Below are 26,711 nucleotides of genomic sequence, written 5' to 3' on the forward strand. Positions count from 1 at the left end.
ATTGCCGTTGTTCAGAGCGTTGTCGTCTCGATCGGCTCAAACACCGGCTCGTTCCCATCGCGGGCCAGTGGCTCGCTAGTGAGCCACGCGTCCCAGCCGAGCCGACGGCTGCCGGTTGCCTGCGATTGCAGTCGCGGTACGCTCGTCTGCTGGAGGACTAACTGCACGTCGAAATCAGTGCAAGGTCCGAGCAGGAACCTCGTCATCTGACACAGCATCTGAAAGCGACGACGGCGTGGTCCGGCAGTCGTTTCGGGGAGGAACTGCTCGAAACGTTCTTGGTTGAGCGGGCCAACCTGGAGGCGGACCCGGCTTTGTAGGTCCCACACGCGGCCGCCCAGCAACGCGTCGACGCCGAGCCGGTTCGCTTGGCCCCGCATGCCGGCGCGGGTTCGATCTGTGTCGTCTAGCGACAGCCATTGGCCCTGGAAGGGGAGGAGCTTGATTGGCGTTTGAAAGTACTCGGTAAGCACCGCCTCGATCTGTGAAGCGGGTCGCTGCCGCCGCGCAAGCACGCCGGCGTGCCGAGCCAGCGCTTGATCGACGACGCGGTCGAGCGTCCACTCTTCGGTCTTGTCACGGACTTGGAGGCGGTCGCGTAACGACGGCGCCCCGACACCCGCCAGACTGTGCAACGCGTTGGTAAAGCGATCGGGCTCGATGCGATCGGCGTCGCCGCCAACCACGCCCCGATCAATCCGCCGACCCGCCCACGCCCGATACAGCTGGCCGATGAAGCGGTTGCTGAAGAGGTCGTACCAAGCGTGCAGGGCGTGCTTTGCCGCGCCCCGCACGCGGCGTTGCAGCTGGACGAGCTGTTCGGTGTAATGCCGGGGCAAGACGCCGCTGGGCCCGGTGACGCCCATGAAGGACACAACCATCCGCGCCGGATCCTCACCAGTCGCCGCCTGGATGGATTCAATTTCGCTCGCTGGAAAGGCGGTTGATGCCGGTGTCTGAAACCGGACCGCTTGCTGGCGATGCGACGACTCCGATGGCGCCTGCCGTTGCAGCAGATCGACAGCTTGATAGAAGTCGAACTTGCCCGGCTGTTTACACAGCTGCTCTTGAACCGAGCAGGCGCCGGCGCTTTGTGGCTTCGTCTTGTCGAGAGTCGAGGTCATACGAGTTGCACGCCTCCCGCGCGAGCCGGCCAGGTCTTCACAACGCCCGATTGCTTCGTTGCGAGCGTGAGCCGTGTGAACGAGTTAACCGTGGCATACTCGGCAAAGAAATGCTCGAGGACGCTGGCGAAAAGGTAGGCGCCGACGCCACGATAAGACTCTTCATCGACCACGAGCTCGACAGCGACCCCGCGGCAAAACCCTCCGGTCTGCGCCCCTCCGATCCGACAGGTCGTTGGTCGTGAGGATAGCGAGACGACGCCGTCGATCATCTCGCTATTCAAGATCGCACGGCGGCGATCCCTTCTACGATCGGCGAAGTCATAGAGGCGCAGCAGCTCCTGCAGGGCGGGCGCAGCGAACCGTTCATCGACTAGTGACAGATGGTTCAACGACAGATGCGACACCAGACGCCAGGCGTCGCGTGGCCCGAGCGGCGGCTGCATCGGCGCCGTGGGACGCGATAGGCAACGCACCGAGCGGATGGGCAGGGGGGTGTCGCCGACCAGCGGCGTTCCGTGGGGCCCCCCCGTCAAACGTTCTGGGGCGTTTCGGTTGGTGCACGTAGCGTGGACGGTTACCGTATGTTCGGCGGGCTTCTCATTGTCGAAGTCGCGATCGGCGACGCGAAGCCAGACGTCACTCCCCGCGTCGTCGCAACGATCGGATGGCCGCCGACGCGTGTGCCAAAACGCGCGGGCCTCGTCGGCGCCTGGCCAAGAGTTTTCGTGGTTGAGGCTGTAAAGCGGCCTGAGTTCTTGCGACTTCATCCCGTCGACGGTGACGACCCGATCGATCGCGTAGACCTCGGTCGCATCACGCTGTTGCGCGTCGGGGACGATGGGATACTCGGTACGCGTGTGTGTGAGTCGGATCGGTTCGCAGACCTTCTCGAAGAGATTGACGATCGGCGTGCAGCCCAGCCGCAAGGTGTCGGCGTCAACCTCAGCCGCGAGGCGCTCGTCGACCTCGCTGAGGTAAACGACAACGTCAACGGTACGACCAGCCTCCACCAGCGCGGGCGCCAAACTCGATAGGTCCAGAAAGGCAAACTTCTGGGGAAAGGCGAACAGCTCTGTCAGTAGGCGGTAGGCGTGGTTGGAGGTGGCGGGGTAGGGGAGGAGCCCTTCGTTCTCTTCGAATCCGACGGGCTGGATCGCCCCATCGCTCAGTACCGCCAGGCGACGTTTATCGCTGGCCTCCGCGTCGTAGACCTCGATCGACGTGACGCTCGTGAGCAGCAGCTCGTAGAGTTTCGCCACCAAGACGGCGTCGCCCTGCAGGTGGAAGCGGAGCTTGTCGAGCGTTAGGTCCGCCAGAGCCATGTCCGCATGCGCTCGCAGGCGGATTCGGAGGACGCCTTGGGTCTTGGGTGGCGGCGACAACGACGGCGCGAACGGCGGCAACTCGACCCGCGATTCAACGATGTCCAGCGGCCACAGCGTCGTGTCGTAGCAGGTGCGATAGCGGCACGCGACGCCGTCGGGCGTCGTTGCACGCAGGCGGCTGCCACGTGGCACGGGAGTGCCGGTGGGCTGAGGCGCCGAGGGGTCAGGCTTGAACTCGGCGATCGCCATCGACGGGATCGGCGCCAAGTAATGTGGGTAGAGCGTTCCCAGCAGTCCGTCGGTGACTTCTGGGAACTCTTCGTCGAGTTTCTTTTCAACGCGGGCGCTCAGCAGCGCGAAGGCCTCCATCAAGCGCTCGACATGCGGGTCACGGCTCTGCCCCCCATCCAGCAGCAGTTGCCCCGCGGCGGCCGGAAATTGCTTAGCAAACTCCTCCGCGTCGTGGCGGATGAAGTGCAGTTCACGTTCGTAGTACGGGTAGAGCGTCGTGCTCATGTTCGCTCCGCGGTGATCTGTGCACGTCCGCTAGTCGAGCGAACATTAAGCGCTAGCGACAGGTCGGCCGAATCGGCAAGAGTCGCCTCAATCCGCAGCCGACCAATCGGCGAGCGTGACTTGGGGTCTTCGACCCGCACCCGGACTCGTCTCAAGCGAGGTTCGAAGCGTCGCAGTGTCTTCTCAATCCGCCGCGCCGTGGCGAAGCGTTCTTCGTGCGTGCCGATCGACGTGGCTTGCGGCGCCGGGGAGCCATAGCGGTGAATCGAGCTTGCTACTTCTGGGAACTCGCTATCGACTTCGGCGTCGTCGATGCAACAAGTGTTGAGTAGCAGCTCGATATCGTCAATCAAGCGTTCGATACGCACGGGCTGTCGCTGTTCGACGCCGTGGCACGCATCGACCAAGTGGTCGAGCAGCGAGGACGTGGAGGCGTTCGGGCGGTGGGGCATGATCGAAAGCAATGCATAATGAAAACGGGCCGCGGCCGCGACGACGCGGCCGCGGCCCGTTCGTATCCTCTCGGGCGTGTCCGAATCAGACAGCCTTGTTCTCTTCCAGGTTCCAACCCGCCTTGACCGGCGTCTCGAGGGCGCCCTTGCCCGTCTGCGGACGGTACTGGTAGGTGATCTTGGCGAAGGCCAGGGTCACCGTGTCGATCGGCAGTGAGCTGCCCGAGCCGCCGCCCGTATTGTAGGACGACACGAGGACTTGCTCGAGCTTGATCGAGTAGAAGTCCTCTTGCTCGCCGCCGGCCTTACGGGCGGTCAGGGTGGCTTCCTTGATGTGCTCGCCCTTGGCGCACGAGAGGAACAGCTTCGGGGACGCCTTGCAGGTGTACATCGTAAAGGTCAGGTCCTGCATCGAGACCTTGCCGCTGCCGCCGCCGTTGACGAACGGGATACTGACGGGCTGCGTTTCGCCCCAGTTGAAACCCAGGATCTGGATCTCTTTGCCGTGCTTGGAGTCGAGCGACTCGCCTTCGATGCCATCGATCTTCAGGAAGTAGTCGATCGAGGGATTGGGTGCGCTGTGGTCCATGGTTTATCTCCGGTTAGTTATTTCTGGTAATGAAGGGCGAGGGCGCCCATGATGTCGGCTTCGCGTTCGAGGCCGCTGTTGTCGTTAACGCCAATCATCCTCTTGAATTGCATCGTAGGATTGACACGTCCCTGCTTCTGTTGAACGACGTGCCAGGCTTCATGCGGTAGATGCTTCTCCTGGCCGGGGGCCAAGTGAATGTCCGTCCCCTGAGCGTAGGCGTGCGCCTGGAGCTGCGCAGGTTTCGAGCTGTTGTAGTGGACTTTGACATCGTCCATGCTGTAGCCCGACAGGTTCTCGATGCCGCTTTTGAGGTTGTCCGGCAGTCCGGTGTTGTTTTCAGCCACGGTTGTCTCCTATCGGATCAGGGGGGCGCCGGTGAGGGGCCAAATACCCCTCACCGGGCGTCCCTGTGCATGAAGATGGTCTCTACGATCAGCCCTTCTTGGGTACTTCCGCGACTAGCCGCATCGACGCGGTGAGCGTTTCAAGCTGGAAGTGCGGACGCAGCCAAGCGACGGCCTCGTACCAGCCGGGCTTGCCGGCGACTTCGCGGACCTCGACCTTGGCGTCGGACAGCGGGCACTTGGCCTTGGTCTCGTCGCCAGCCATCGTGGGATCGCAAACGTAGTTCGAGATCCAATCGTTGAGCCACTTCTCGCACTGGTTGGCTTCGAGCATTGAGCCGACCTTGTCGCGGGCCATCACCTTCAGGTAGTGGGCGAAACGCGAGACGCACATCAGGAAGTTGATCTTCGTCGAGAGGTCCGCGTTCGCGGTCGCCAAGTCATCGAAGAACGTCTTCTGCTTCTGAGCCGACTGGGCGCCCATGAACACGGCGAAGTCGGTGTTCTTGGCGTGCAGGAGCGGAAGGAAGCCGAGCGTCGAAAGCTCGAATTCGCGCCGGTCGGAGATCGCGATCTCGGTCGGGCACTTCATTGCGACGTCGCCGTCGTCGGTGTTGAACGTGTGGACCGGCAGGTTCTCGACCTTGCCACCACCCTCAACGCCGCGAACCTTCGCGAACCAACCGTACTTGCTAAACGCGCTGGTGACGCGGACCGCGTAGGCCCACGCCGCGTTCATCCACAGGTACTTGCCGTGGTCGCGGCCATCGACGAACTCCTCAAAGTCGAACTCTTCGACGCTCTTGAAGTCCTTGCCGTAGGGAAGGCGCCCCAGAGCACGCGGCAGGCAAAGGGCGACGTAGCGAGCGTCTTCCGAGTCGCGGAACGAACGCCACGAGGCGTGCGCGGCCGACTCGAAAATCTTCGCCAGGTCACGCGGGTTGGGCAGCTCGGTAAAGCTGGTCAGGTTCAGCAGGGCCGGCGAGGCGCCGGTGATGAACGGGGCGTGCGAAGCCGCAGCCACGTTCGAGATCATCTTTAGAAGGCTGATGTCCTCCGGGTGACGGCTGAACTCGTAGTCGCCCACGAGCAGGCCATAAGGCTCGCCGCCCAGTTGGCCGTACTCTTCCTCGTAAACCTTCTTGAAGAGGGCGCTCTGGTCGAACTCAACAGCGGTCTCCAGGTCCTTGAGTAGCTCACGCTTAGTGAGGTTCAGGACGCGGATTTTCAGCGTCGTACCGGTCTCCGATTGGTGGACGAGGTAGTGCAGGCCCCGCCAGCTCCCTTCGAGCTTCTGGAACTTCGGGTCGTGCATGATCTCGTTGAGCTGAGCCGAGATCTTCTCGTCGATCTTACCAATCCAGTGATTGATCTCTGCTGCGGCGTCCTTACTGGTCAGCTGATCGTCAGTGACGATGTGGCTGAGGAACTCCTGCAGGTAGTCCTTCTGTTGTTCTAATTCGGTGTCGTCGAGCGCGCGTGAATTCTGGAGCAACTGCTCCAGCAGGCTCAACTCGTCGAGCTCTGCGGTGTCTTGGGTGGCTACTGCTGTCGCCATTATGACGGTCTCCGGTTAGTTGTATTGATGTTCAGATGGAGGAAGGGCGTGGCGTCACTCGGACTTTCCGTCGCCCAACTCGTCGGCGAGCGACTTGGCGGCTTCGGGGTTGGTCAACACTTCACGCAGCAAGTCGGCGTACGAATCGTTGCCTTCCATCGTGCTGAGGATCTGACGCAACTTGTGGCGGGCGTCGAGCAGCGCGTTCAGCGCCGGCGTTTGCTTGGCGACGTTCTGCGGCTCGAAGTCGGTGATGTCTTCGAACTTCAGTTCGACCGAGAGGTTCGTGTCCTCGTCCGTCAGGCGGTTCGGGACGCTCATCACCAGCCGCGGCGCGGTCTTGGCGAGCACTTCGTTGAAGTTGTCGCGGTCGATCGGTACGAACTTGCGCTCCTTCACGGCCTTGGGCGTCTCTTCGGCGTCGCCGGCGAGATCGGACATCACGCCAACGACCATCGGCAGTTCTTTCTGCTCCAGGGCGCCGCCAGTCTCGACGTCATAAGTAATCTGCACGCGCGGGCGACGCACCCGGTCCAGCGTGTGTTGAAGGCTCTCGCTCATCGGTAAACTTCCTCAGTGGTAGGCTCGGGGGACGCCCCGAAACGGACACGGGTGGTCAATAAAGGCTCAATGGGCCAACACGGCGGTTCCGTCCGGTTCGGCAATCCCAAACTCACGATTCAGTTCCGAGAGCGCCGAAGGCTCACGGATCACTTGCTCCATCAGACGCGGGAACGGCAGCCTTCCGAGACGCACCGCCCGCTTGATCAAATAGGGGACCGGGCTATGCGGCTCCATCGCCCTGAGCCGTTCGGCTGTGGTGTCGAGCAAGGCGTAAAGCTGCTCTCGCGCCGGATCACGCTGGGGCTCGTCGTCCGACGGTTCGATCATCTCTGCGTCGGTGGTGACAGCCCCCGGGGCCGCAACCCCGAGTTGTTTCAGTTCGTCGGCCAGCAGGCCCGCAAGGTCGCTCAGAGCGCTGCGGACGTTGAGAAGTCCCGGCGACGCATCCCCCATCCGCTCTTCGAGGACGCTGCAAAGCCGCTCGAGGCTGGCAAGCGACTGAAGTGCGAACTGATGCTGCTGACGAAAGACTTCCGTCACCGTGTTGTCGCGCAGACTCGTCAGACGGTTGAGATCGTCTGGCGACGAAGCCGAGCGAAGTCGCGTCCAGGCGACAAAGCTGAGCGGAGACTCCGATTCACCAAGCAACGGCAGGGTACGTAGCAGGCTTGGGAAGCAGACGCCGCGGTCGGGATCGTCCAGCAGGTTCGCCAACGGCACGCCGCGGCTTTCAACGGGGTCGTCTCCCTCAAGCGGCGTCAGTCGGTCCCAACAAGACTCAACGAGTTGCGCTAGCAGTTCGAGACCTTGTGACAAGCCGGCCAGTCCCTCGCAACGGGTCCAGGCCTCGGTCAGGTGGCACGCCGTCCGCAAATCCTTCGCCTTCTCTCGCAACGACTCTTCGCACTGCCGTGCGACTTCGGCCCAGTCGGCCCTCTTGAGGACGGCGGGGCGTGTTGCGTCGGTGAATTCGTCTTGGGACTCTTCGCGACGCAGTTCACGCAGCGCTGGCGCCAGCGTCAACGCAAAGTGCGAAGCATCTCCCTCGGGGTGGTCCCCAGGGACAGGTCGCAGCAGCGTTTCGAGATCGACGGGTGGCATCGTGAGGCCGACGGCTGATTCGGTTAGGCGCAGCTTGGATTGGGCAGATGCAATGTGGACGCTCTTGAAATTAGGTCACCCCGGCACGCCGTAAGCCGGGCCGAAAAAAAATCACTGCTGTTTTCAGCGCTGCGCCGCTGGCCGAAGGTCGTGACGTACTCTTCTGCGCTGCTTCGGCCGGCCCATGGCCTGCGCTGCCCGTGTATCCGTCACAACTGCTACAGCCAGACTCATGCCGTTCGCCTCGTCACTGTCGCTGCACCGCGCAATCGACTACGCGCTGCGGCTGCATGCTGCGGTTGAGCGTGGCGCTAGCCGCGATATCGCCCACGAGCAAGCGGTGCTCACAAACCTAGCGCTTGATACGCCCGGCTGCGACCTGCCGGGGCAGTGCCGAGGCGCCCGTTACGCGCTGGTTTGCTGGCTCGACGAACTGTTCACTTGCCACTCTCGCTGGGCCGACGCCTGGAACGAAGGCAAGCTCGAATCCACCCTCTACGGCGGCAATGACCGGGCGTGGGAGTTCTGGCGTCAGGCCAAGCTCGCCGACGCCGAACCCAACGACGATTCCCTTGCGGCCTTTTACTTGTGCGTTGCGCTCGGCTTCCGCGGCGAATTACGGAACCAGCCCGAGCGGCTCGCCGCTTGGGTCGAGAAGGCAAGATCACGCGTCGCTCGCGGCGCCACACCGGCCTCGCAAACGACACGGATCGCACGTCGATCCCGCCCCTCCAATCGGCTGTGGGGCAAGACCCGGCTCCGACGGTTCGTGACGTTTGCCACGATCGCTGCAACGGTGCTGCTGCCGCTAGCCGCCTTCGCCATCACACGGAGGGTGCTTGGCTAGCATGATTGCCCTACTCAAGAAGATTGCCCTCGGTGTTATTAAGTCGGCCTTTACGCCACTAGCGGGCGGTAAAGTGACGGGCGTCGCTCATGCGTTGCTCGTCGTCGTGACACTGGTAGGACTCTGGCAACTAAATCTGTGGTTGGGTCTTGACCAAGTGGTGCACGCTCCCTCCCGACTGGTGCGGGAATGGTGGCTGCCGCTGCTGTTCTTACTCAGCTACGGCTTGGTTTGGATTTCTCTCTGGACCTGGCGCGCCTTCAGCGAGCCGACAGCGGGTTCTCCGTTCCCCGATATCGATGACGCTTGGCGTGCCGTCGTATCAGCGATGGAACGCTGGGGCGCTGACCGCCGAGACAAGCCGCTGGTCCTCGTCTTGGGCCAACCCTCGATGCGTGAGCAAGACCTCCTTTCAGCGCTGAGGGTGGCTCCGACGTTTGGGCCGGCGCCTTCAGCGTCTGGCGGGCCGTTGTGCGTCGTCGCCGATGACCGCGCTATCTACCTGATGTGCTCAGAAACGTCGCTGCTATCGCTCGGAACAGAGAAGCTGATTCAACGCCGCACTACGCAAAGCAGTCGGAAACTCACGGCAGCGGCTTCGGCGTTTGAAGCGACGATGCCCGCCGCCTTGCGTGTCGAAGCGAATGGTGACGACTCTACCGGGACCGCCACGCTCGTCGCTCCGGCGATAACTCAGACACCGTTTGACGACTCCATCGCTGACGACCTCCCGTCGACGCCACTGTTTACCGATGAGCAGGCGTCTCGCTGCGCCGGCCGGCTCAGCCATTTGCTGCAACTCGTGGCCCGCGATCGTGAGCCAGGATTGCCGGTTGATTCGGCAGCGGTGGTTTTTCCCTGTGACGCCCTCGCCGACACCGACGCGACTGCCCAGATGGCGGACGCGATGCGGCAGGACCTTGCAGTTGTCGAAGAGGCCGGAGTGCGCTGCGGCGTCATCGCGATCGGCGCTGACCTACAACACGTGCCCGGCGCCGGGCAGCTTTTGCACTTACTCTCCGCCGACCGCAAAGCTCGTGTCTACGGCGCCAAGCTGCCGCATGACGCCCTGACCTCCGAGTCGGCGTTGCGAGACGCGGTGGATTGGCTGACCGGAGTCGTGACGCCAACCCTCTGTCAGCGGCTGTTCCAGTTTGATGAGGACGGCTTTGAGTCGTTGCCCGACAACGCGGCTCTGCACGCCTTCCAGAGTGAGGTGGGTCGCCGTGGCGAGCACTTGGCCAACTTGCTGACTCAGGGCCTCGATACCGGCAGCGGCGATGCCTGGCCGTGCGTGGGGACCTATTTGGTCGCTACTGGCGATCCCGTCGGTGGCAGCCAGGCGTTTGGAGCCGGACTGTTAGATAGCCTGCTCGATTCGCCCGTACGCGCCGCCTGGACCAAGGAAGCCCTGCAGCGAGACGCGCTCGTGACCCGCAGCGTCGCCATCGGATACGCCGCCTTCGGCATCGCGACATTAACTGTCATCGGACTGCTTGCTTTCTGAGCAGGTCTATCGCTTCGATGATTGCCAGAGTTCGACAAGGCTTCTGTTTGCCTGGGGTGGTTTAGGCGCCGGAGGCGTTGCGACCGGTGGCATATCAAGCGGTGGTGGGGCGCCACCTGCTGTGGGTTGAGCGTACGCTACCCGTACCGCGTCGTCCTCGGAGCCAACCGTGCTCAGCGGCGCCTCCGGGGGCGTCGCCGGCGCTGAAACATCAGTGCATTGCTGACAACGTTGCAGAGCCACCAGCGCCATTTGCCGCACCGCGGGGCAGCGCTCTGCCGGATTACCATCGTCGCATCCGCCGGTGACGCAGACCGTCAAGGCCTTCGTCGTCGCGGGTGTGCAACAGCACCCGCATGCCAGCGCTTTAGCCGCTTCGAGTCGCACGCACTCGTCCCGGTCGGCGCGGAGCGAGGCGATCAACGCCGCCTCGGCTTCCGGGTAATAGCGACAGTCGAGGCAGGCTAAGTAAGCCACTGCTTCGCGCCGCAGGCCGGCCTCGGCCTTCTCGGACTTGATCTGCGCCGCGGCGGCGACGCTTGGTGGGGGCGGCGGCGGTGGCTTGGGCACGGCGCCCGGCGCCATGCCGGCGGGCTGGGTGGCGTTCAACTCAACCGCGGCAGCGAACTCGTTATCGCAGGGCGCCGGGATCAATCCGCCGGTCAACTTGCTGATTGGCCGAACGGCGTTCCCGAGGAACTTGCCGAAATTCGAGGTCTGGCAGTGCAAGTGGGCGCGACGGCACGTCCAGGCGACGTTGCCCCAAAAGCCCCGCGGCTCTGCGCCGGCTGCGGCCGACGGCAGGACCTCGCCTTGTGCGGAGGCGACGACTGCTAACGTCAACATACACGACGCTAGCAAACGCGATGCTGCTAGCGTCTGGGTGCGAAGTTGTTGTCGAATCGTTCGGTCCGCCATGGGGAGACCACAGTCGAGGCTGCTTTCGTGACGATCAAGTGAAAGCAAGTTGTGTCCAAGGGCTTAGTTCGGTCTTTTGTTGCTTGCCACCCAACCAAAACAGCGTCCTGCCGACGAGAGCGACATGAAGCCGCCCCGCCGCCCACGATGCTACTGCTCTATCAAGTGGGGGTTGCTGGCGTTGGCGTCAGTGCTGACTTCGGCGTCGGCGATCGCGGAAGAAACGCCAGCTATCCTCCGGTTGCCGAGCTTGGTCGCCGAGACCGAGGACTCTCAGCCGGCGCGTTGGTCGCCAGAACGCATCGCGCGGCGACTCCCGCCCGCTGAGCCGACGCCACCGGACCCGGTTCCTGTCGAACCCGCTCCAACGATCGAGCCTGATACACAAGACGCTCCGATCGTTGAATCAGTCCCAGCGCCGCCATCGCCGACGCCGTTGGTTGAACCGCTGCCGATGCCGTCGGTTGTGGAGGCTCCGCCGCCGATCGAGTCGCCTGTCGCAAGCTTCGGTTTCTGCGACTACTGCGGCTGCGGATGCAATTCCGGGTCGTGCTGTGATGACTGCAATTCGACGGGGCGCCTTGGGCGCTTTGGCAGGGCCATCTATCGCGGCCTCTGCTGCCCCGATCCTTGCTATAAGCCGGTTTGGACACCGCTAGCAGACGCGGCGTTCTTTACGACCGCAGTACGTCCGGTGAACCAGCAACGGTTCCGTTGGGACTACGCTGAGGACCTGATGCGACCCGATCGGGCGGAGTACTTCTGGGCGCGAACGACCGACCCCGGCAAAGGGCCGCGGCCGACGCCGTTTGCGATCGACTACGACGAGCTCAGCCACTATGTCGAAGTCGCGCACGGCTCTTTCGGTGCGTCGTTCGAGTACCGCTATCGCTCGCTCGACGCCGACGGCGCCCATGCCGCCGGTTTCGGAGACCTGACGATCGGCACGAAGACGTTGCTCTTCGACACGAGCCTCGTGCAGTTCGCTTTCCAGTTCTTGACGCACGTGCCCGCGGGCGTGGCGAACGAGGGCCTCGGCGTCGGGCACGTGTCGCTCGAGCCGGGCGCCGTGCTTGGTTTCAATCTCACGCCGAACTCCTACCTGCAAGCCGAATTCAACGAGTGGATCCCGCTCGGCGGCGACGCGGACTATGCCGGCGCCGTCTTCCGCTACAACGTGGCTTACAACCACGTCGTCGCACGATTGATGCCTGGCGTCCCGATCATCGGCGTTGTCGAAATGAACGGCTGGCGATTCCAGGACGGCGCCTACACCGACGTCACCGTCGTGCCGCAGTTTCAACCGGCCAGCGGTGAGTCCTACCTGCACGGGGCGGCCGGCGTGCGGATGTTCATGTGCGACCGCGTCGACATGGGCGTCAGTTACTCCACACCGGTCACCAGCGATGGCTGGGCCGAGACATGGATTCGTTCCGAGTTACGCGTCCGCTACTGAAGAATCGGCAACTTGCTATTCCGCCAATCCCATCCGTCGAGCACGCCCTGGCTCTGTTTGGGCGGGGTGATGCTCGGTTCTTTCGCTTGACGGCCTAGTAGTTCGGCTGCAAGTCGATGGCCGAGCGTCGGATCGATTGGCGGTGACGCGGGCTCGGCGGGAAGCGTCTCAGGCTTCTGTTGTGCAGCGGCCTGCTGCTTGGCGATCGCGGCCTTGTTGGCGGCAGCGAGAGTAGCGATCGCTTCTTTCTTGGCCGCAATCTGCCCCAGCGCAGACTGATTCGCCGTTAACAGCTGAGTCGCAATGTGAGCCGTGGTCCCAGCCAGCCGGGATAACTCGCTGCGCAAGAGCGGCTCCATCGGGCCACGCTGAGCCGTGGACAAATCTCGATGGAGTTCGTTGAGCGTCTTCAGGACGATGTCGATGGACTTGTTGGTGTTCACTTCCAGTCTCCTTCGGTCCACAGGCTGGACCCGCGGAGTATCTCCGCTGCGATGCGGAGCGATTGGCGGAGCACCGCGTCTCGCTCGGCGGTGGACGGCGCCGCAGCCGCCATCAGCACGGCGTTCGCGGCTGCTTTGGCGGCTACTCCCGGCGGCGGCGGCACCTCGGGCTGCCCGGGCAGCGAGATACTCCCCTCGGCCCAGAAAGCCGCGGTTGCCGCCGCGCCCGCCGGCGTGTCAAAGCCCACGGTTTCGGCAGCGGCCTGCGCGGTGCGGCGCTTCGATTCCGTTGGATCAAAAACCCATGCGACAGCGGCGTCGATCGCCGCGGCAGTGGCGTCGCCTTCCAAAGGCGGCGATAGGCGTAGCAGGTTCCAAACACACAACAACGCCCACCACACCGCGCGACGTGGTCCGAGATACGCGGCGGCGAAACGCGTTGCGTCCTCTAGCTGATTCGTCTCGACAAGACGGGAGAAGTAGGCGTCCGCCGTCTCATTCGAATCGGGCCTTGTCGTCCACGGCCCGGCTGCAGCCGCAGCGACACAAACGTCCTGTGCGGGCGGCGCCACGGTTGAGCTGTCAACTTCGGCGATAGCGGAGGCGGGTGGCATGAGTCGGTCCTGTTAATTCATCCAAACAACACGGTAGGGGCGCCGAGCACAATCTTGCCGCCGTGAGCGGTAGGGTCACCCAACCGTGCGGCGGGCTTGCCACCCAGAAGGACCGTGGTGCTCCCCATCGCAACCGTGTCGGGCAGCCCGACGCAGACGGCCATATCGCCCACAACCGAAGCGGGCATCGACGCAACGAGCACCGTCGGCGCGCCGGGGCCAGTGATCGGGCCGCCAACGTGCGGAATCGGCGGCACCCCCGGTGTCACCATCGGGCATACGTGCATATCGGTAAGTCGTGCGGCTGGGGCGCCCATGATGCAGAAGAAGTGGTTAGTGTTCAGCGATTGGTAGTCACAACGGTTGAACTGACGGCTAATGCCGACAGACATCAACCTTAGTTGATCATCGTTACTGCGCCCTTGATGGCGGTTTGGCCGGAACCCTGGACGGCGACCATCGTGCCCTTGGCTTCGAAGTTCATGTCCGCTTGGTGCGTGACATTCATGCCTTTGGTGGTCTGCCCATTCTGGTCCACGGCGACGCTACTCGAGCCGCAGCTCATCGTCACGCCGGAGGTCGTGAGTTCGAGGCACGGTCCGCCGCCGGCGCCGACCGATAGTTTGATGCCGGTCGAGGTCATCGAGATCAAAGCTCCCGAGCCTTCGGCGCCGACCGATAGCTTCATCCCGTCGGGCGTCATCTCTACTTTGCTGCCCGTGTCGCCGCCGGTGTTGACGGTGATCGTCCCTTGTTGGCCGGTGGTGATGTCAATCTGCCCGGTTGTGCCGGCACGCCGGACCTGCATCGCGGCGGGGCCGCAGACGATCGTCGCTTGGCCGGTCGAGTTGATCGCGACAACGCCGTTGTCTTGGCCGTCGGCGCCGTGGGCGTCCAGATGGATCAGTGACGCATCGGTGTCGCTGTCTTCGGTCGCTCTCGCTCGCAGAGAGATATGCCGCGCCCCGGTCGCTAGGAGTCCGTCGTAACACTGATACTGGTCGGCCTCGTCGGAGCCGAACTTCATGTCACTCGTGTCGGGCCCGTTTGCCGCGGCCTCGGCGGCCGCGGCGTCGGCTGCGGGGTCGTCTTCCGTCGATTCTTCCGATGAATCATCACTCTCAGCAGAGTTCTCAGCGTCATCGACCGAGGTGTCCTCGGAGTTCGCTTCGGCTTCTTCGGCAGCCTTGTCCGCCTCGCCTGCCGCCGTGAGTGACGCCCCTTGGTCGGTTGCTTTTGACGCCAAGTTGAGCACTAGCGACGAGTAGTCCGATCCCAAGGCGCCGGCGTGGTCGTTGAGACTGCTCGCTTCGGACTGCTTCTCTAAGCCCGCATCGCATTCTCCAGTCGCCTTCTCAAACTCGATCAGCAAGTTAAGCAGCATGCCGCTTACCCCCCGCGGGCCGAGCGACCGCACGAGGTTCTCCCACGCGACAGGATCGCTGTCTTGCTTCTTCCATCCAAGCAGTGTCAGCGCCGACGCCGCTGTAACGATCCCTGCTACGAAATAGGTCCGAGGATTAGCCTCATCGAAGGTCTGCACGCCACGCCGTGTGATCTCAGCGCCGTGATGGATCGATAGCGAGGGACCGTAGTGCAGAGAACGTTGTGGACCGAAGACGCCCGACCAGTCGCCCATCGGCGCCAGCAGGTCCTGGGCCTGCTGGAGAATGCCGTCATCGACAAGGCTCGTTGGGTCAAGCACCAGAGACATCGAGCCGCCGGTGACGATCTCACTCGTCGAACCCGCCGGCCAGCCGCCGACAATCGACGCGGCGTGCCCGAGGGTGACATCGATTGCCGCCTCATATCCCCTGGAAAGGCAGGCCGACCGCCAGTTCTTCGTGGCGGATGTCGGTTGCCCATTAAGGTTGGCGAGTTTCGGCGCGTCGGATTCCTGTTCCGCAGCTTCAGCCATATTCGGAGACGCTAATAGTCAGAGGCGATTACTTAGGGAAGCCAAACAGCGATCCGCACACGCTTATCGAGCTGCCTAGCACATAGCTGTGCTCGCTCTGCTCGTTCTTCTTGACGGAATGCCCCTCGGACTGAATCTCAAGATGTTCGTTATAGAGTTCATCGTGGAAAGTGATGCCGTTGTACTCGGACGTCGGGTTGCCCTGGATGCTGCATGATCGCACGCCTGCGACGTCCTGCTGCCGCGGCATCTCCATCGGCGGCAAATTCTTCGCGTTGTAAACGCTGCCGACGATGATCGGGCGGTCGGGGTCCCCGTGCTCGAAGGCGACAAGCACTTCGTTGCCATGCCGAGGCCAGAAGAAGGCGCCCCAGCCCGCGCCGGCCCAGAATTGGGCGACCCGCACCCAACACGAACGATTCGTCGGGCCGACGGCGCCATCCGGTTGCTCGCCTTCGACGACAGCCTCCGCCCGGCGGTCCCACGGAAACCGGATCTTTACGCGGCCGTACTTGTCGTAGAGTTGTGTCTTGAGTTTGGTGATGTCCGCCTCGCTCTCGGTGAGGTCGGCGACCACCCACGCCGATTGGACACCATGGATTCGGGGCTTAGGCGTCACCTGGCGGGGACGATACGGCGTCGCCTTCGGCCAGCAGTAGAACTCGTTCTCGTAATGCAACGCTTCGTCATCGGGTGACGCGTAAGCGCCGCCAACCTTCAGGTCGTGGAAGATACGCGTCACCACATAGTCGGTGTCGGCGTTGAAGTGCCCCGACAGGGTGAAGGCGCCCCCCGGCGTCAGCGCCAAAGCGTCGCTCCCGCCGTCGATCGAGATCGCCTCGGCGGTAAGCAAATCGCAGACACGTTGCGCTTCCCGCTCGGCGTCCGCCCGCATATTGGACAGGGCGTCTTTGCCGACGCCATCGGCGCCTGGGTTCTGTTCTTTCGTCCCGACGCCGTCGTACCGCACGGTGTAGCCGCTTCCGTAATCCAGGAGCGCGTGTTCCGTCCCGTCGGGCGGCAGCTTGTGCGTCGATGCGCCCAGCGACAGCGTCGCCGCTACCTTGCGAGTTGCTTCAAAGGGATCGCGTGGCGCCTGAAAATGCGTGTCGCGGAAGGTGATGCCCGTCGGCGCTAGCGCTTGAGTCTTTCGCCAACGCTTGACCGCCGGTTTGTCTTGAACACCGCCATCCGTCGGGCGGTATTCGAGCGGCGCGAGGTCCGCTCCGACGGCAGCCTGCGTCGAGTCGTCGCAGAGCACCATCGTGTGCTTCTTCTCGTCATGCTCGAAGTAATAGAAGATGCCTGCCTCTTCCATCAATCGGCTTACGAACGCAAAATCGGTCTCGCCGTACTGCACCCGGTAGTTGTGGGGCAGCCGCTCTTCGGCGTGCGTGTACGCTGTTTTCTTCTCCTCAATGCCGGCGAGCAACTCCTCAAGGATGTCGTCAACTTTCATATCTTGGAAGATGCGACAATTGCTCTGTAAAGCGAGCCGCGCCAGTTTGGGTTGCACCAAGGCGGCGTAGTAGGAAAAGTTGTCGTCGCGGCCCGACTGCGTGAACGCCGTGACGACGCCATTCCAGTAGCGGGTTGTCTGGCCGGGGAGATCAACCGTGACCGTCATCGATTTGCCGAGGACTTCGGAGAAATCGATGTCGTCCGCTTCGCTGAGAAATGTCAACTCGATCCGGAACGGCTCGGACAACGCCTCGATGCAGCGCATCGAGGTCGCGATCAGCGGCGAGTCGAGCGACGACGACACGCGCAGCACGCGGCCCTTGTCGCTTAGCGTGTACTCGGTGGCTCCACTCTCGGCGGCGTCGGACATTGCGAAGGACGTGTAAGGAGGCGCAGTTGCTCTGCTGGCATCGGCACCGAGGCGCTACTAGGCGCCGTCAATCGAGTCTTCGGGCAGGCGAATCTCGGCAAATTGCGTGGGCCCTGCGGGACGTCGCAATCGTGCGGGATGCGCGGGCTTTGCGGTTGATTTCTTCGTGTCGCATTTTCACCACACCCACCCGGGAGAGCTAAGTTTCTGCGGCTCGAACGAGCCAATCGATCGACATCTCCATCTTGGGTTGGATATGAGACAAGACGCCAACCACGCCAAACGTCCCGCCCCCCGTTGCGCCGAGGTAGCTCGAGTCGAGTTACTTCGCCGATGGCGCGTCGGCATTGGAGTCGCTGGCGCGTTCCTCTTCGCCGCTGGAGTGGCATGTCTTGCGGTCTTGCTAAGTCCGCCGGCCAGGGTGAATCTCATCGCCGTAGGCGCCGACTACGCTGCCAACCTATCCGTGCCTCACAACGCACACGGTTGGCGCGGCCTGCGAGGCCTTTGCGACTATGCCGTATCGACGTCCGACGCCTTTCGGGGCCGATCACTTCTAGACGCCGCTGCTGCGCCGCTCGTCGCGGATGACGAGTTCACATGGTCCGACGCCGTCGGCCTCATGGAGGAACCAGGCGCGCTGCTGCTCGTTTCGCTGCACGGCGGCGCTGACGAAAAAGGCCCTTACTTGCAGAGGGAGGCATGTGCGCCCGGCGAGGATCCAACCCGGCGATTGTATGTTGCCGACCTATTGCACGAGTTACGTAAGCTTCCAACTTCGCTACCCAAGATTGTCGCCTTCGACGCAACGATGTCCCCCGGTTCATTGCGCTACGGCGAAGCCGGGAACGAGTTTGCAGCAAGTCTCCGTTCTCTGAACAGCGAGATAGAGGCGATCCCTGGTTTGTTGGTCGTCAGCTCGAGCGACATCGGCGAACAGTCGTGGCGTTACGGCGACTACGGCTCTACCGCATTTACCGAGTCGCTACTTGCAGCACTCCGTGGCGCGGCGAACGACACCGACTCAGACGGGCGGCTTAGCATCCAAGAAATACTAGCAAAGGTATCGAGTCAGCTTCAACAGAACGCGACTACGATCGGAAGGACGCAAACGGTGCTGAGGCTTCCTCTCGGTGAAATAGGCCTGAGCCGATCTCGGCAAGTCGAGATTGCTATTGCTAATCCCGGCTACACGCCGGCGCCGACGCCGGTGGCTAGGGAGCTTCCCAAGGCCGAACTCCTGGCTAACTGGGCCGGTATGGCGGAGGTCACAGCGCATCTGCCAAACCCCGAATCAAGCTCCACCCTAGCGTGGCGTCGTTACCGAGGGTTGCTGATCCGGCGTGAACAACTGCTGACAGCAGGCGCAATCGAAGCCGCCCAGCGTGTTAATGACGAGATCGGCGACACACAGGCACTTCTACTCGAGGCGAGCCATGCAAGTGATTGCTGCGATGGACCGGTCGAGGCCAATCGCGCCGCTACGGGCGACCCTCTGCGAGGACTTGTCACTGCCGCATTTGCGGAACTCTGGCCGGCAGCGGGCGTTAACCACCATGTCGTGGCCGCGCGCGTCTTTAGCGAAGTTCCCGTATCCGAGCTCCCAGCGTTGCGGCACGGGTTGCTCGACCGCGTTGTCGAGACGGTGGCCGACGATCCCCAGGGACGTCTCCTTCACGGCGCTGCGCTGGTGGAAGCGTTGCACGACCCGCTGACGCCGCTTCCCGCCGAAGCCCATCTGCTGTCGGTTTTAGCTGAAGGACTGCCGAGCGACCTCTCGGCGGCATCGTGGCGTGAGGCGTTGCGGCTAGCAATCGAGACGCGACGGCTTTCGACGGCGCCTTTCACACCGGAGAGCTTGGATCAATTGCCCTACACCGCTGAGCTGTTTCCTTGGTTACAAGGTGGTTTTGCTGAGGCGGACCGAGCTCGCCTCAAAGGAGAGGATTTGCTCTTCGTCGGTGAGCCAGAACTCCAAGCAGCCATCGTTTCACTCCAGAAGGCAAAAAAGCTCTACGAAGCGTTGTTGAGCGACGCGCAGACCGTGCGTCGATCTCTGAGAGTTCGGGATACAGCCTACAACGTACTAGGGTTCTATACCGACGCTACCGAACGTCTCGTTGCGACCTCGCCAGCGATTGCCGAAGAGATCGCCGAGATTACCAACCAAGCCATCGTTGCGCACCTTGCAATAGGCGAACTCAGCGACATTCTTTTGTCGGTAGAGATCGGCAATCGGGCGCCATCGATTGCCTTGCAAGAACTGACTTCCAAGACAGAGATTGCATCGAAGGCAGTCGAAGGATTGCGTGATGAGTTCCGACACTTCCGGAGCCGCCTGCTCACACGCACCGGAGCCCCATTGGAGCTCAATCGTGAAGCGGCTTTAGCGGTCCCCGACATCGAAGTCGCCGAGCGGATCCGCCTGCTATCGTCCGTGACGCCGACAGTTCAAAGCGACGTTATGGAAAGCATCAACGGAAAGGAAGGGATTCATCACGAGCTGGAAATTGGTGAACGCTCACGACGAGCAAGGCTTGCACTTGCCATTGTTGGTAGACGCGTCTACGAACGCGCCGTCGAGGGGCGGGATGTCTACCAAGACACTGTCCGTGCCGTCACGCAGGATGTCGACGCCGCCAACCAAGCGACAAGAGCCTGTGCGTCGCTGATGATATCAGCGCTAAACGACTCTCGCGCGTTGAGCGAGATTGTCGTCGATAGTGGAGCTGATGAAGCTCACCGCCAGCGCGTCGTCCGGGCGGCGGCCGCATTACGTCGCTTCGCCGGAGCCGCCGCGCAGAATCTTCCACCATCACTGCTCGAGGAAGTGCGTCGCGTCGGCCGCTACGACTATTTGCTTTGGGAGGCAGAACGTTCGCTGAGCGAACTCTGGAGCGACGCGCAGCCCGGCGAAGGTCCGCGATTTCAGTCGCTGGCTATGGCGTACTTGGGTGCTGCCGATCGTCTCATCCCCGGCCGCGAGTCAACCGATCGACTTGCCGCTGTTGCGAGCCAGCCACTGGTGTGGAAGCTGAACGCCCCTGCATCAGTAAACCTCGTGTCGTCCGTCGCGCCGGCTTTCTCGTTGAAGATCGAGGCTTCTGACTCGCCACTTGGCCATGATGCGGACGGCGTCGCGGCCGTGAAGCTCAGCATCCCGGAGGGCTATGCGCTGATCGGAGCCGCAACGAATTGCCGCCGGGGCGTTGCAATACAACCGGGTGCGGGGCTAGCCGAGAATGCGGTTGTCGTCGGGCATACTGGCGACACCGTGGACATCGCCTCGCAGAGCGACTTGCGGCTTAGTGGCTGGTTCCGCGGCAGTCAGTTCGAATCGACGGTGACCCTCCGAAATCTTGCAACACCTACCGCCGAGTTTGTCGATGCGCCACGCCGTCCAGGCGCTGGGGTAGCGATACTCGATACTCGAGCCGAAGCGGATAACGCTGCTGACGGCGCTATCGCGATCGTGCTGGACGCCTCAGGGAGCATGGGGCCTGGAGACGAAGCGGCCTCGAAGTATCGCCAAGCCGTCGTCACACTCGAGTCCTTGCTGCGTGATCTTCCGACAGGTGTTCAAGTCAGCGTCTGGGTCTTCGGCCAAGCGGTTGGTGGCGATAAGACAACCGATAAACCCGAAGGGACGATCGTCCGTGTGATCGATCCAGTCCGCTGGAACCCTGCCGATAAGGCTCAGTTGCAGGACGTGATGCGCGAGCTCGCCTATCCCCGCATCGAGCCTTGGAACGAATCGCCGCTCGTACGCGCCATGCTGATGGCAAGCCGTGATCTGCGCAGTGCCGCGGGCTACAAGTCGGTGATCGCCATCACCGATGGTGTCGATAACCGTACCGCCGGAGACGCATATGCCAACCCAATGAATCTTCCACTTGACGCGTTGATGCGTGAGGAGCTTTCGGGCGCCGGTGTCTCGGTACAGGTGATTGCGTTTCGGGTCGATGTCCCCGAACAGACCGCCGCACGGCAGCAGTTCAGCTTTCTCAATCAACTTTCCCCCGCGGGCAGATGGTGGGAAGCTAGCGAGACCTCCGAATTGGAGCGGATGCTGCGGCAGGCCTTCGAAGAGAGCCAGACGACGCCACTCTACACCGCCAGCGCGACGGCGCTTCGGGGCCCCGCGGGCGTTGCGACAGTATCCAATGGCCTCCACCCATTGACTTGGCCATCGGCTCCAGTGCCCGAGGGGGTTTACGATCTCCCCCGTCTCACGAACGACGCAACGCCGCAGAAGGCGCTCCTTTCCGACGGAGACTTGTTGTTGTTGGCTGCCCGTCAGACGACAGGTGGCCTCTACTTGTCGTCAAAGAGCTTCTCCGCGAATCAGCCACTGACGCAGCCGGCGATTGAGACGGCCGGTTGGCGGGCCGCTGTGCTCTGCGATCGGCTGCTTCCCAACGGAGACCGCTCCACGCTGGTCTGCATTGAAAAGCAGCCAGATTCGCAACCAATGCCGATGCTGAAGTTGGAGAGGCCCGCCGCGGTTTGGTTCGAGGCCAGCGACGACCCCGCACAACGTCTGCGTTGGCGACGCCTGGATGGCTACCCGGCCCCGTGCTGGGAGGTCGAATGGCCTGCAGGCTCGGCGACAGGAAAACTAGCCGTCTGGTGGGCCAAGGCGAATGCCCCGACCGCGAACGTCGCCGTCCGACCCGACCTGCTGCGGCGAGAGCTGGTGGACTTTGTTGGGCACTCATGGCGACTCGACGGCGAGTCCATCGTGCTAAAACGACTCGCTATCGAGACACAGCGACTGCCCGACGCACGCGGCGAAATTGTCGAACAGCCATGTCTTGTCGTCGAGCTACGCGGTGCGATTCGCTGCCTTACGCGGCTGCAAGGATATTCAACTGCGGGGCAACGCCAGCAGTGGTTCGATGAAGCGCAGGCCTCGGTGGCGACCTTCTGGCCGGTGACTGCCGAGTCGCTTGGCGGCGCAGTCGAAGGAATCGAGCTGATAGCGGCCGCAACCTTGAAGCAACAAGCTGAGTCCGCGGGGCGAACCGCCTTGTTTAAGGAGGGACCCGCCCCATCGACAGAGGACTACCGCCCGATCCCCGTAGTGGATTGGTTCAACACGGCGCCCACCGGACGCCCCGCAAGTGATGCTCGCCGCGTCGAATGGAGCGTCCGATGACACAGCAAACTCCCGCAACGAACTCACGAAGTCTTTTTGCTTGGTTGCTCGCCGGGGTCGCGGCGGCGCTCGTCGGCGTGCTGGCGGCGGTAGTGCTTTGCCTTCAAACAATGGAGCATCAGCAGCTAATTGCTTGCTGGACGGATCATCTCCACACGCCGCTCATCGCCGATAATCTAGCCGCTCGTAACGACAAGCAGTCGCTCTGCGCCGCCGCGTACTTCGACGTCCAAGGGACATCGATCGACGCGCTAGCGAAAGGCCTCGTCGATCAGCACGCCGACTCGCAAGTGATTTACATCAGCGCGTACGCAACGCGCGGTCGCGATGGCGAGGTGCTGCTGCTTACGGAAGACTTCGATCCCTTAACGGCTCGCAACGGAGTCGCTTTCGAAGCCTTGCTTCGGCGCATCGAGTCGGACCCGACGCCCAAGTTGCTGGTGCTCGACCTGTCATGGGAACTTGCCGAGGGGTTGGCCGGCATGCTGCCATGCGACATTGGTCGAGAGGTGCACGAGCGGCTCCGGGCGACGCCTCTCAAGAACTGCCTGACGCTCGTCAGTTGTGCTGCCGGAGAATCGCCGACACGGATCGAAGGCGTTGGGCGAACAACTTTTGGATACTTCTTCGAGATGGGTCTCGCCGGCGCCGCGGACAGCTGCAACGAATCGCATATCACCGATGGCCGGGTTACAGCTCTAGAGTTAGCTAACTACGTCACCGAGCGTGTGACACGCTGGTCGCGACGACACGGCGCCGAGACGCAGAGCCCAAAGACCTACCACCATGGTGATACCGATCTCACCTTGGCGCCTGCACGCCGTGCTGAGCTAGTTTCGGCAAAATCCCAAACGCCCGAGCCCTATCCAGACTGGCTCGTCGAAGGATGGCGGAGGCGCGATAGCTGGAAGGCCAGCGGTGAGGCCTTCGTGATTCCACGGCTTGTCAAACGCTACGAGGCTGAGCTTATCGAAGCCGAAAGCCGCTGGCGATGGGGAGTCATCGCAAACCACAGTGAGCGTTGGGAAACCAATTGCCGCACGGTTCTGCAAGAGATTGAGTCTGCCCAAAAGCGACTCGCCGCCACCCCTGTTGTATCGCTTGCCCAATTGACAACGCCTGCGAATCAAGACTACTTACAAGCTTGGCTGGCTTGGTTTGCGGCGACCGACAAGCAAGCGGCAGCCGGAGTGTTCTCATCAGCCGTTGACGGCGCTAGCTACACGGACCTCGCCCAGGCGGCGGCGCTCGCGATCGCCGAATCGGGAGAGCAACTGCGCGACGGCCTGATCATTGCTACTGACGAGTTGGCGCGACGGTCTAGCTCGCCGCACTTCATTGAAGTCGCCGACCTCCGGATGCTAGCCGAAGTCGCTAAAAAGCGGTCCGACGCCGAGACCTCAACGCTCGCCGAGTTCTTGCGGGTGGCGACGCTGCGATCTCAGGTCGGCGCCGACTATGACTTGCCAGCGGCGCTCGTAGCGGAGCTCGACATCGCCAATCAGAATCGACAATCGGCATGGGCGGCGCTGGTTTCGCCGGGTTTCGCGTCACTGAACGACGCCCGAGCGTATAACCGTCAAGCGATGCGGGGCTATCAAGCGATCGTCTCTCGCCAGCGGCTCTACCACCGGGCGCAACTATCCGTCGATCGCGCGCTCGATACCCTGCCGTCGATGGCGCCACTGCTGAGAGTCTTGTCCAGAGACCGTAACGATTGGACCGCCGCCTTAAGGTACACGGACCAACTGCTCTCAATGCTGCAAGCGAAAACCGGTCAGAACGACGACGCCATTGACGCGACCACTGGGCGGCTTGAGCAACGATTGGAGCGACTGACACAGATTGCCAGCGTCGAAGCCGTGGCGCTGCTCGCTGACGAAGTCCGGGATGGCGACGCAAAGCGAGCGCAGTTGGCGGACGCCTTACTCGCCACGCCGTTGCTCGCGGCAGATGAGAGGGCGACGCTAGTTTCCGCCCTTCGTGAGGCCGCGGCACAGACGGCAGCGTTGCTGTACGCCTTTGCCCACGAGCCGCACGGCGTCGAAGCTAGCAATGGATTGCCCCCGAGTTTCCAGGAAGCAACTCGGACTGAGGATCTGGCGAAGTGGGAGGCCGAGATGGCTCTGGCCACGCTTCGGCTCGCACGCCTCTCGCAGGTGGGGCCCAAGCGGGTATCCGATGCCCTCTGCTCACCTGCCGAGCTACGCATGGCGATCAAGGACGCCCAAGTCGCTGACCTCAGTAGATTGTCTCCGTCGGAATTGCGTTGCGCTTGCTTCGTGCTGCCGCCGCGTCCTTTTCAGCCGCTCCTCGACAAACAAGAGCAGACTCCGACCCTTGTGGGCGAGATTGCGCAACGAGAAGCATGGGCCCGTCGCTACGCATCCCGCATCTTCGACGCGGCGAAAGACTTGCAGGCCCCATCGCCTTACCTAGACCTCGCCCGCCGCCTCGATGCTAACGTTGCGACCAAGACCGCATGGCTGAGGGTAAATGGCGCGACAGATGGGACCCCAGTTTCGCTCGCCGGCTTCTCTTCAAGCGAGCCGACCGTGTCGTTGCCGGTGCGGGTCGATCACTCGGCGGACGAATCCCCAATCATTGAAGTGTTGCAGCCCGCCGATTGCCTTCGGATTCGCCAAGAAGTGCGACGCGTGCCCTCAGGGTCGGAGGTGCAGCTCACTTTACAGCTCCGAGACGATGCAACCGTCGTCCAGCAACTCGCGACCCACGGTGTGCTGCTGCGGGTCCGACGCGGTGACGTAGTGACGCATCGCCGAATCGCCACCCCCGGCGTTGCGTCAGTATCGCCCGTCGAGCTACTGGTCGAGATCGCCGGTGTAAGTATCCCGTGGAGTGACCGGATCGAATTGCCGCCCACGTCAGGCCCGACGCCGCTGCGTCTCATTGCGGTGAATCATTCCGACCGATGCATCTCGCTGCAAGCTGAAGTAGACACGGGCGTTACGCTGCACGCGGAGACGCAAATCGAAGCTGGTTCAGAGAAGCCGTTGATATTTGCGCCATTGGCGCCGCCCGCCGAAGGCGCCGCAACGGCGGAAGTCCTCCCCTCGCTTGCAGTGACGCTCCGTGATGGCGCCGCCGAGCTGATGAAGGGGACGGCGGTTCTCGGAGTAGCAGAACCCGCCTCGTACCTCCGTCTTCGTGACGCACGCTACGTTAACGACGGCGTGACGGCGCCACGGTTGAGATTCATCGTCGAACGGCTCGAAGCGTCGCCTAGCCCCATCAGCCTGCTCTGGACCGTAGCGAACGAACGAAGCCAGCGTGGACCCGTCGTACGAGGTGGAACGCTCGCCGCTACTCTCACCACCGACTCGCCCGTGGCGACGCTGGAGGCCGAAGTGGCGACAGGCATCGGATCGCTCCAGAAATTGAACGCCGTCGCCACGATCAACGGCGTCGTCGGCGCCCTGACATTCACTAGCGACAGTCAAATCGGTACGCGCTCGTCGGTGCTCAAGCGGTCGACGAAACCGATTCTACAGCTAGTCGCCCCCACAATGATCGCGTCGGGATCACCACTGCCGTACTCAATCGATACGCAATCGACTCCGAAAGGAGTGAAGCTCGAGGTGACGCTCGTTCCGGCGAGCTCCAGCGGATCGGCGCTGTCCGCGGCAACGCACCGCTATCCGACGGCCCGTCGGCACGCCGTCTCGATGACGGCGCCGAGCAAGCCCGGTGATATGACGGTCGTCAGCACGATTGGTGCGTGGGACGGGGAGTTCGATTCGATGGGCCTATCGGGCCATTGGCGAGTGGTTGCCGTCGCTATCGATGAGGACGGCGTCATTGTCGCTCGCTCAAACGCCGAGGTCATGATTGACGGTGAGGCGCCGAGCCGGGTCGATTTGACGACACAGACGCCGTTGGTAGCCGGCAAACCGGCCGGGTTTCGTATCGATGCGGCGGACGACCTTTCGGGTGTTGACTCGGTTCGTCTCTACCTCGGTTATCCTATCGAGAACGCCCCACCCGCCGACGCCAAGCCGATTGTCGCCGCACCGCTGGCCGGCGAACCCGGCGCTTGGTCGGCGGCGCTGCCGATGCCGGCGGCGACGACAGCGGTCGTCACCGTCGAGGTGACCGATCGCGTCGGCAAGGTTCGCAACAAGACACAGCAGCTTGTGCTAATCGACGAGGCAACTGCTGCTCTGGGGAGTGTCGCGGGAACCGTCGTCGAGGGCGTGTTGCCCCAGCCGAACCTGACGGTCGAACTCCGTGACCCACAACAACAGCCGGTGGCGTCGTCTAAGACGGACGCGAAGGGCGCCTTTCACTTCGCCGGCGTGAAGCCCGGCAAGTACCTCGTGTGGAGCATCAAAGCGGCGTCGCAACGCGTTGACGCCGCCGCCGTCGATGTCCAGGCGGGCGCCGAAGCGAAAGTCGACCTGCGGCTATCGTTCTGATGGT

At 62.7% G+C, this 26,711-nt stretch carries 19 protein-coding genes; 5 read left to right on the forward strand and 14 right to left on the reverse strand.

Annotation, left to right across the window (positions count from 1 at the left end; genetic code table 11):
- Positions 1-11 precede the first annotated feature (11 nt).
- The 8 genes from tssG to tssA form a co-directional block, all read right to left on the reverse strand.
- Positions 12-1,124, reverse strand: coding sequence for a type VI secretion system baseplate subunit TssG (tssG, locus tag Spa11_RS10710; protein WP_145111981.1), 1,113 nt, complete (start codon positions 1,122-1,124; stop codon positions 12-14).
- Positions 1,121-2,968: a type VI secretion system baseplate subunit TssF gene (gene tssF / locus Spa11_RS10715; RefSeq protein WP_145111984.1), complete on the reverse strand. Its 1,848-nt coding sequence runs from the start codon at positions 2,966-2,968 to the stop codon at positions 1,121-1,123. The genes tssG and tssF overlap by 4 nt, the downstream gene beginning before the upstream one ends.
- The gene (locus Spa11_RS10720; protein WP_145111987.1) at positions 2,965-3,420 is read right to left on the reverse strand and encodes a GPW/gp25 family protein; all 456 of its coding nucleotides are present in this window, start codon (positions 3,418-3,420) and stop codon (positions 2,965-2,967) included. The genes tssF and Spa11_RS10720 overlap by 4 nt, the downstream gene beginning before the upstream one ends.
- 85 nt (positions 3,421-3,505) lie before the next feature.
- The gene (locus Spa11_RS10725; protein ID WP_145111990.1) at positions 3,506-4,009 is read right to left on the reverse strand and encodes an Hcp family type VI secretion system effector; all 504 of its coding nucleotides are present in this window, start codon (positions 4,007-4,009) and stop codon (positions 3,506-3,508) included.
- Positions 4,010-4,026: 17 nt separating this feature from the next.
- Positions 4,027-4,356, reverse strand: a complete 330-nt coding sequence (locus tag Spa11_RS10730) for an eCIS core domain-containing protein (protein WP_145111993.1) — start codon at positions 4,354-4,356, stop codon at positions 4,027-4,029.
- Between the two features lie 88 nt (positions 4,357-4,444).
- Positions 4,445-5,914: a type VI secretion system contractile sheath large subunit gene (gene tssC / locus Spa11_RS10735; protein ID WP_145111996.1), complete on the reverse strand. Its 1,470-nt coding sequence runs from the start codon at positions 5,912-5,914 to the stop codon at positions 4,445-4,447.
- Positions 5,915-5,968: 54 nt separating this feature from the next.
- Positions 5,969-6,475, reverse strand: coding sequence for a type VI secretion system contractile sheath small subunit (gene tssB / locus Spa11_RS10740; protein WP_145111999.1), 507 nt, complete (start codon positions 6,473-6,475; stop codon positions 5,969-5,971).
- A gap of 66 nt (positions 6,476-6,541) precedes the next feature.
- Positions 6,542-7,579: a type VI secretion system protein TssA gene (gene tssA / locus Spa11_RS10745; protein WP_145112003.1), complete on the reverse strand. Its 1,038-nt coding sequence runs from the start codon at positions 7,577-7,579 to the stop codon at positions 6,542-6,544.
- A gap of 232 nt (positions 7,580-7,811) precedes the next feature.
- On the opposite strand from tssA, the gene Spa11_RS10750 reads away from it, so the two are divergent.
- Positions 7,812-8,426, forward strand: coding sequence for a DotU family type IV/VI secretion system protein (locus Spa11_RS10750; RefSeq protein ID WP_197529904.1), 615 nt, complete (start codon positions 7,812-7,814; stop codon positions 8,424-8,426).
- Position 8,427: 1 nt separating this feature from the next.
- On the forward strand, positions 8,428-9,933 hold the full coding sequence (locus Spa11_RS10755; RefSeq protein WP_145112009.1) for a type VI secretion protein IcmF/TssM N-terminal domain-containing protein: 1,506 nt from the start codon (positions 8,428-8,430) through the stop codon (positions 9,931-9,933).
- Positions 9,934-9,939: 6 nt separating this feature from the next.
- On the opposite strand, the gene Spa11_RS10760 is transcribed toward Spa11_RS10755, so the two are convergent.
- Positions 9,940-10,779, reverse strand: coding sequence for a hypothetical protein (locus Spa11_RS10760; RefSeq protein WP_145112012.1), 840 nt, complete (start codon positions 10,777-10,779; stop codon positions 9,940-9,942).
- A gap of 196 nt (positions 10,780-10,975) precedes the next feature.
- Here Spa11_RS10760 and Spa11_RS10765 point away from each other — a divergent pair, with 196 nt between their 5' ends.
- On the forward strand, positions 10,976-12,307 hold the full coding sequence (locus Spa11_RS10765; RefSeq protein ID WP_145112015.1) for a transporter family protein: 1,332 nt from the start codon (positions 10,976-10,978) through the stop codon (positions 12,305-12,307).
- On the opposite strand, the gene Spa11_RS10770 is transcribed toward Spa11_RS10765, so the two are convergent.
- The 5 genes from Spa11_RS10770 to Spa11_RS10790 are packed head-to-tail and all read right to left on the reverse strand — an operon-like array spanning position 12,301 to position 17,113.
- On the reverse strand, positions 12,301-12,750 hold the full coding sequence (locus Spa11_RS10770; RefSeq protein WP_145112018.1) for a hypothetical protein: 450 nt from the start codon (positions 12,748-12,750) through the stop codon (positions 12,301-12,303). The genes Spa11_RS10765 and Spa11_RS10770 overlap by 7 nt on opposite strands.
- Positions 12,747-13,364, reverse strand: a complete 618-nt coding sequence (locus Spa11_RS10775) for a DUF6931 family protein (protein ID WP_145112021.1) — start codon at positions 13,362-13,364, stop codon at positions 12,747-12,749. Before Spa11_RS10775 ends, Spa11_RS10770 begins: the two co-directional genes overlap by 4 nt.
- 17 nt (positions 13,365-13,381) lie before the next feature.
- Complete coding sequence (locus Spa11_RS10780) at positions 13,382-13,756, reverse strand: PAAR domain-containing protein (protein ID WP_231933237.1); 375 nt, start codon at positions 13,754-13,756, stop codon at positions 13,382-13,384.
- A 5-nt stretch (positions 13,757-13,761) separates the two neighbouring features.
- Positions 13,762-15,282, reverse strand: coding sequence for a hypothetical protein (locus tag Spa11_RS10785; RefSeq protein ID WP_145112024.1), 1,521 nt, complete (start codon positions 15,280-15,282; stop codon positions 13,762-13,764).
- Positions 15,283-15,310: 28 nt separating this feature from the next.
- Complete coding sequence (locus Spa11_RS10790; protein WP_145112027.1) at positions 15,311-17,113, reverse strand: type VI secretion system Vgr family protein; 1,803 nt, start codon at positions 17,111-17,113, stop codon at positions 15,311-15,313.
- A 466-nt stretch (positions 17,114-17,579) separates the two neighbouring features.
- Here Spa11_RS10790 and Spa11_RS10795 point away from each other — a divergent pair, with 466 nt between their 5' ends.
- Both Spa11_RS10795 and Spa11_RS10800 read left to right on the forward strand, forming a co-directional pair.
- Complete coding sequence (locus Spa11_RS10795) at positions 17,580-22,271, forward strand: vWA domain-containing protein (protein WP_145112030.1); 4,692 nt, start codon at positions 17,580-17,582, stop codon at positions 22,269-22,271.
- A complete protein-coding gene (locus tag Spa11_RS10800; RefSeq protein WP_197529905.1) occupies positions 22,268-26,707 on the forward strand; it encodes a carboxypeptidase-like regulatory domain-containing protein in 4,440 nt (1,479 codons plus the stop codon). Before Spa11_RS10795 ends, Spa11_RS10800 begins: the two co-directional genes overlap by 4 nt.
- The last annotated feature ends 4 nt before the right edge of the window (positions 26,708-26,711 follow it).

The organism is Botrimarina mediterranea (assembly GCF_007753265.1).
Taxonomy (GTDB): domain Bacteria; phylum Planctomycetota; class Planctomycetia; order Pirellulales; family Lacipirellulaceae; genus Botrimarina; species Botrimarina mediterranea.

Coding starts and splice junctions, on each gene's coding strand:
- tssA (WP_145112003.1), bottom strand. CDS start 7,579: ATGCCACCCGTCGATCTCGAAACGCTGCTGCGACCTGTCCCTGGGGAC.
- Spa11_RS10790 (WP_145112027.1), bottom strand. CDS start 17,113: ATGTCCGACGCCGCCGAGAGTGGAGCCACCGAGTACACGCTAAGCGAC.
- Spa11_RS10760 (WP_145112012.1), bottom strand. CDS start 10,779: ATGTTGACGTTAGCAGTCGTCGCCTCCGCACAAGGCGAGGTCCTGCCG.
- Spa11_RS10785 (WP_145112024.1), bottom strand. CDS start 15,282: ATGGCTGAAGCTGCGGAACAGGAATCCGACGCGCCGAAACTCGCCAAC.
- tssG (WP_145111981.1), bottom strand. CDS start 1,124: ATGACCTCGACTCTCGACAAGACGAAGCCACAAAGCGCCGGCGCCTGC.
- Spa11_RS10765 (WP_145112015.1), top strand. CDS start 10,976: ATGAAGCCGCCCCGCCGCCCACGATGCTACTGCTCTATCAAGTGGGGG.
- Spa11_RS10750 (WP_197529904.1), top strand. CDS start 7,812: ATGCCGTTCGCCTCGTCACTGTCGCTGCACCGCGCAATCGACTACGCG.
- Spa11_RS10755 (WP_145112009.1), top strand. CDS start 8,428: ATGATTGCCCTACTCAAGAAGATTGCCCTCGGTGTTATTAAGTCGGCC.
- Spa11_RS10775 (WP_145112021.1), bottom strand. CDS start 13,364: ATGCCACCCGCCTCCGCTATCGCCGAAGTTGACAGCTCAACCGTGGCG.
- Spa11_RS10725 (WP_145111990.1), bottom strand. CDS start 4,009: ATGGACCACAGCGCACCCAATCCCTCGATCGACTACTTCCTGAAGATC.
- tssB (WP_145111999.1), bottom strand. CDS start 6,475: ATGAGCGAGAGCCTTCAACACACGCTGGACCGGGTGCGTCGCCCGCGC.
- tssC (WP_145111996.1), bottom strand. CDS start 5,914: ATGGCGACAGCAGTAGCCACCCAAGACACCGCAGAGCTCGACGAGTTG.
- tssF (WP_145111984.1), bottom strand. CDS start 2,968: ATGAGCACGACGCTCTACCCGTACTACGAACGTGAACTGCACTTCATC.
- Spa11_RS10800 (WP_197529905.1), top strand. CDS start 22,268: ATGACACAGCAAACTCCCGCAACGAACTCACGAAGTCTTTTTGCTTGG.
- Spa11_RS10720 (WP_145111987.1), bottom strand. CDS start 3,420: ATGCCCCACCGCCCGAACGCCTCCACGTCCTCGCTGCTCGACCACTTG.
- Spa11_RS10780 (WP_231933237.1), bottom strand. CDS start 13,756: ATGTCTGTCGGCATTAGCCGTCAGTTCAACCGTTGTGACTACCAATCG.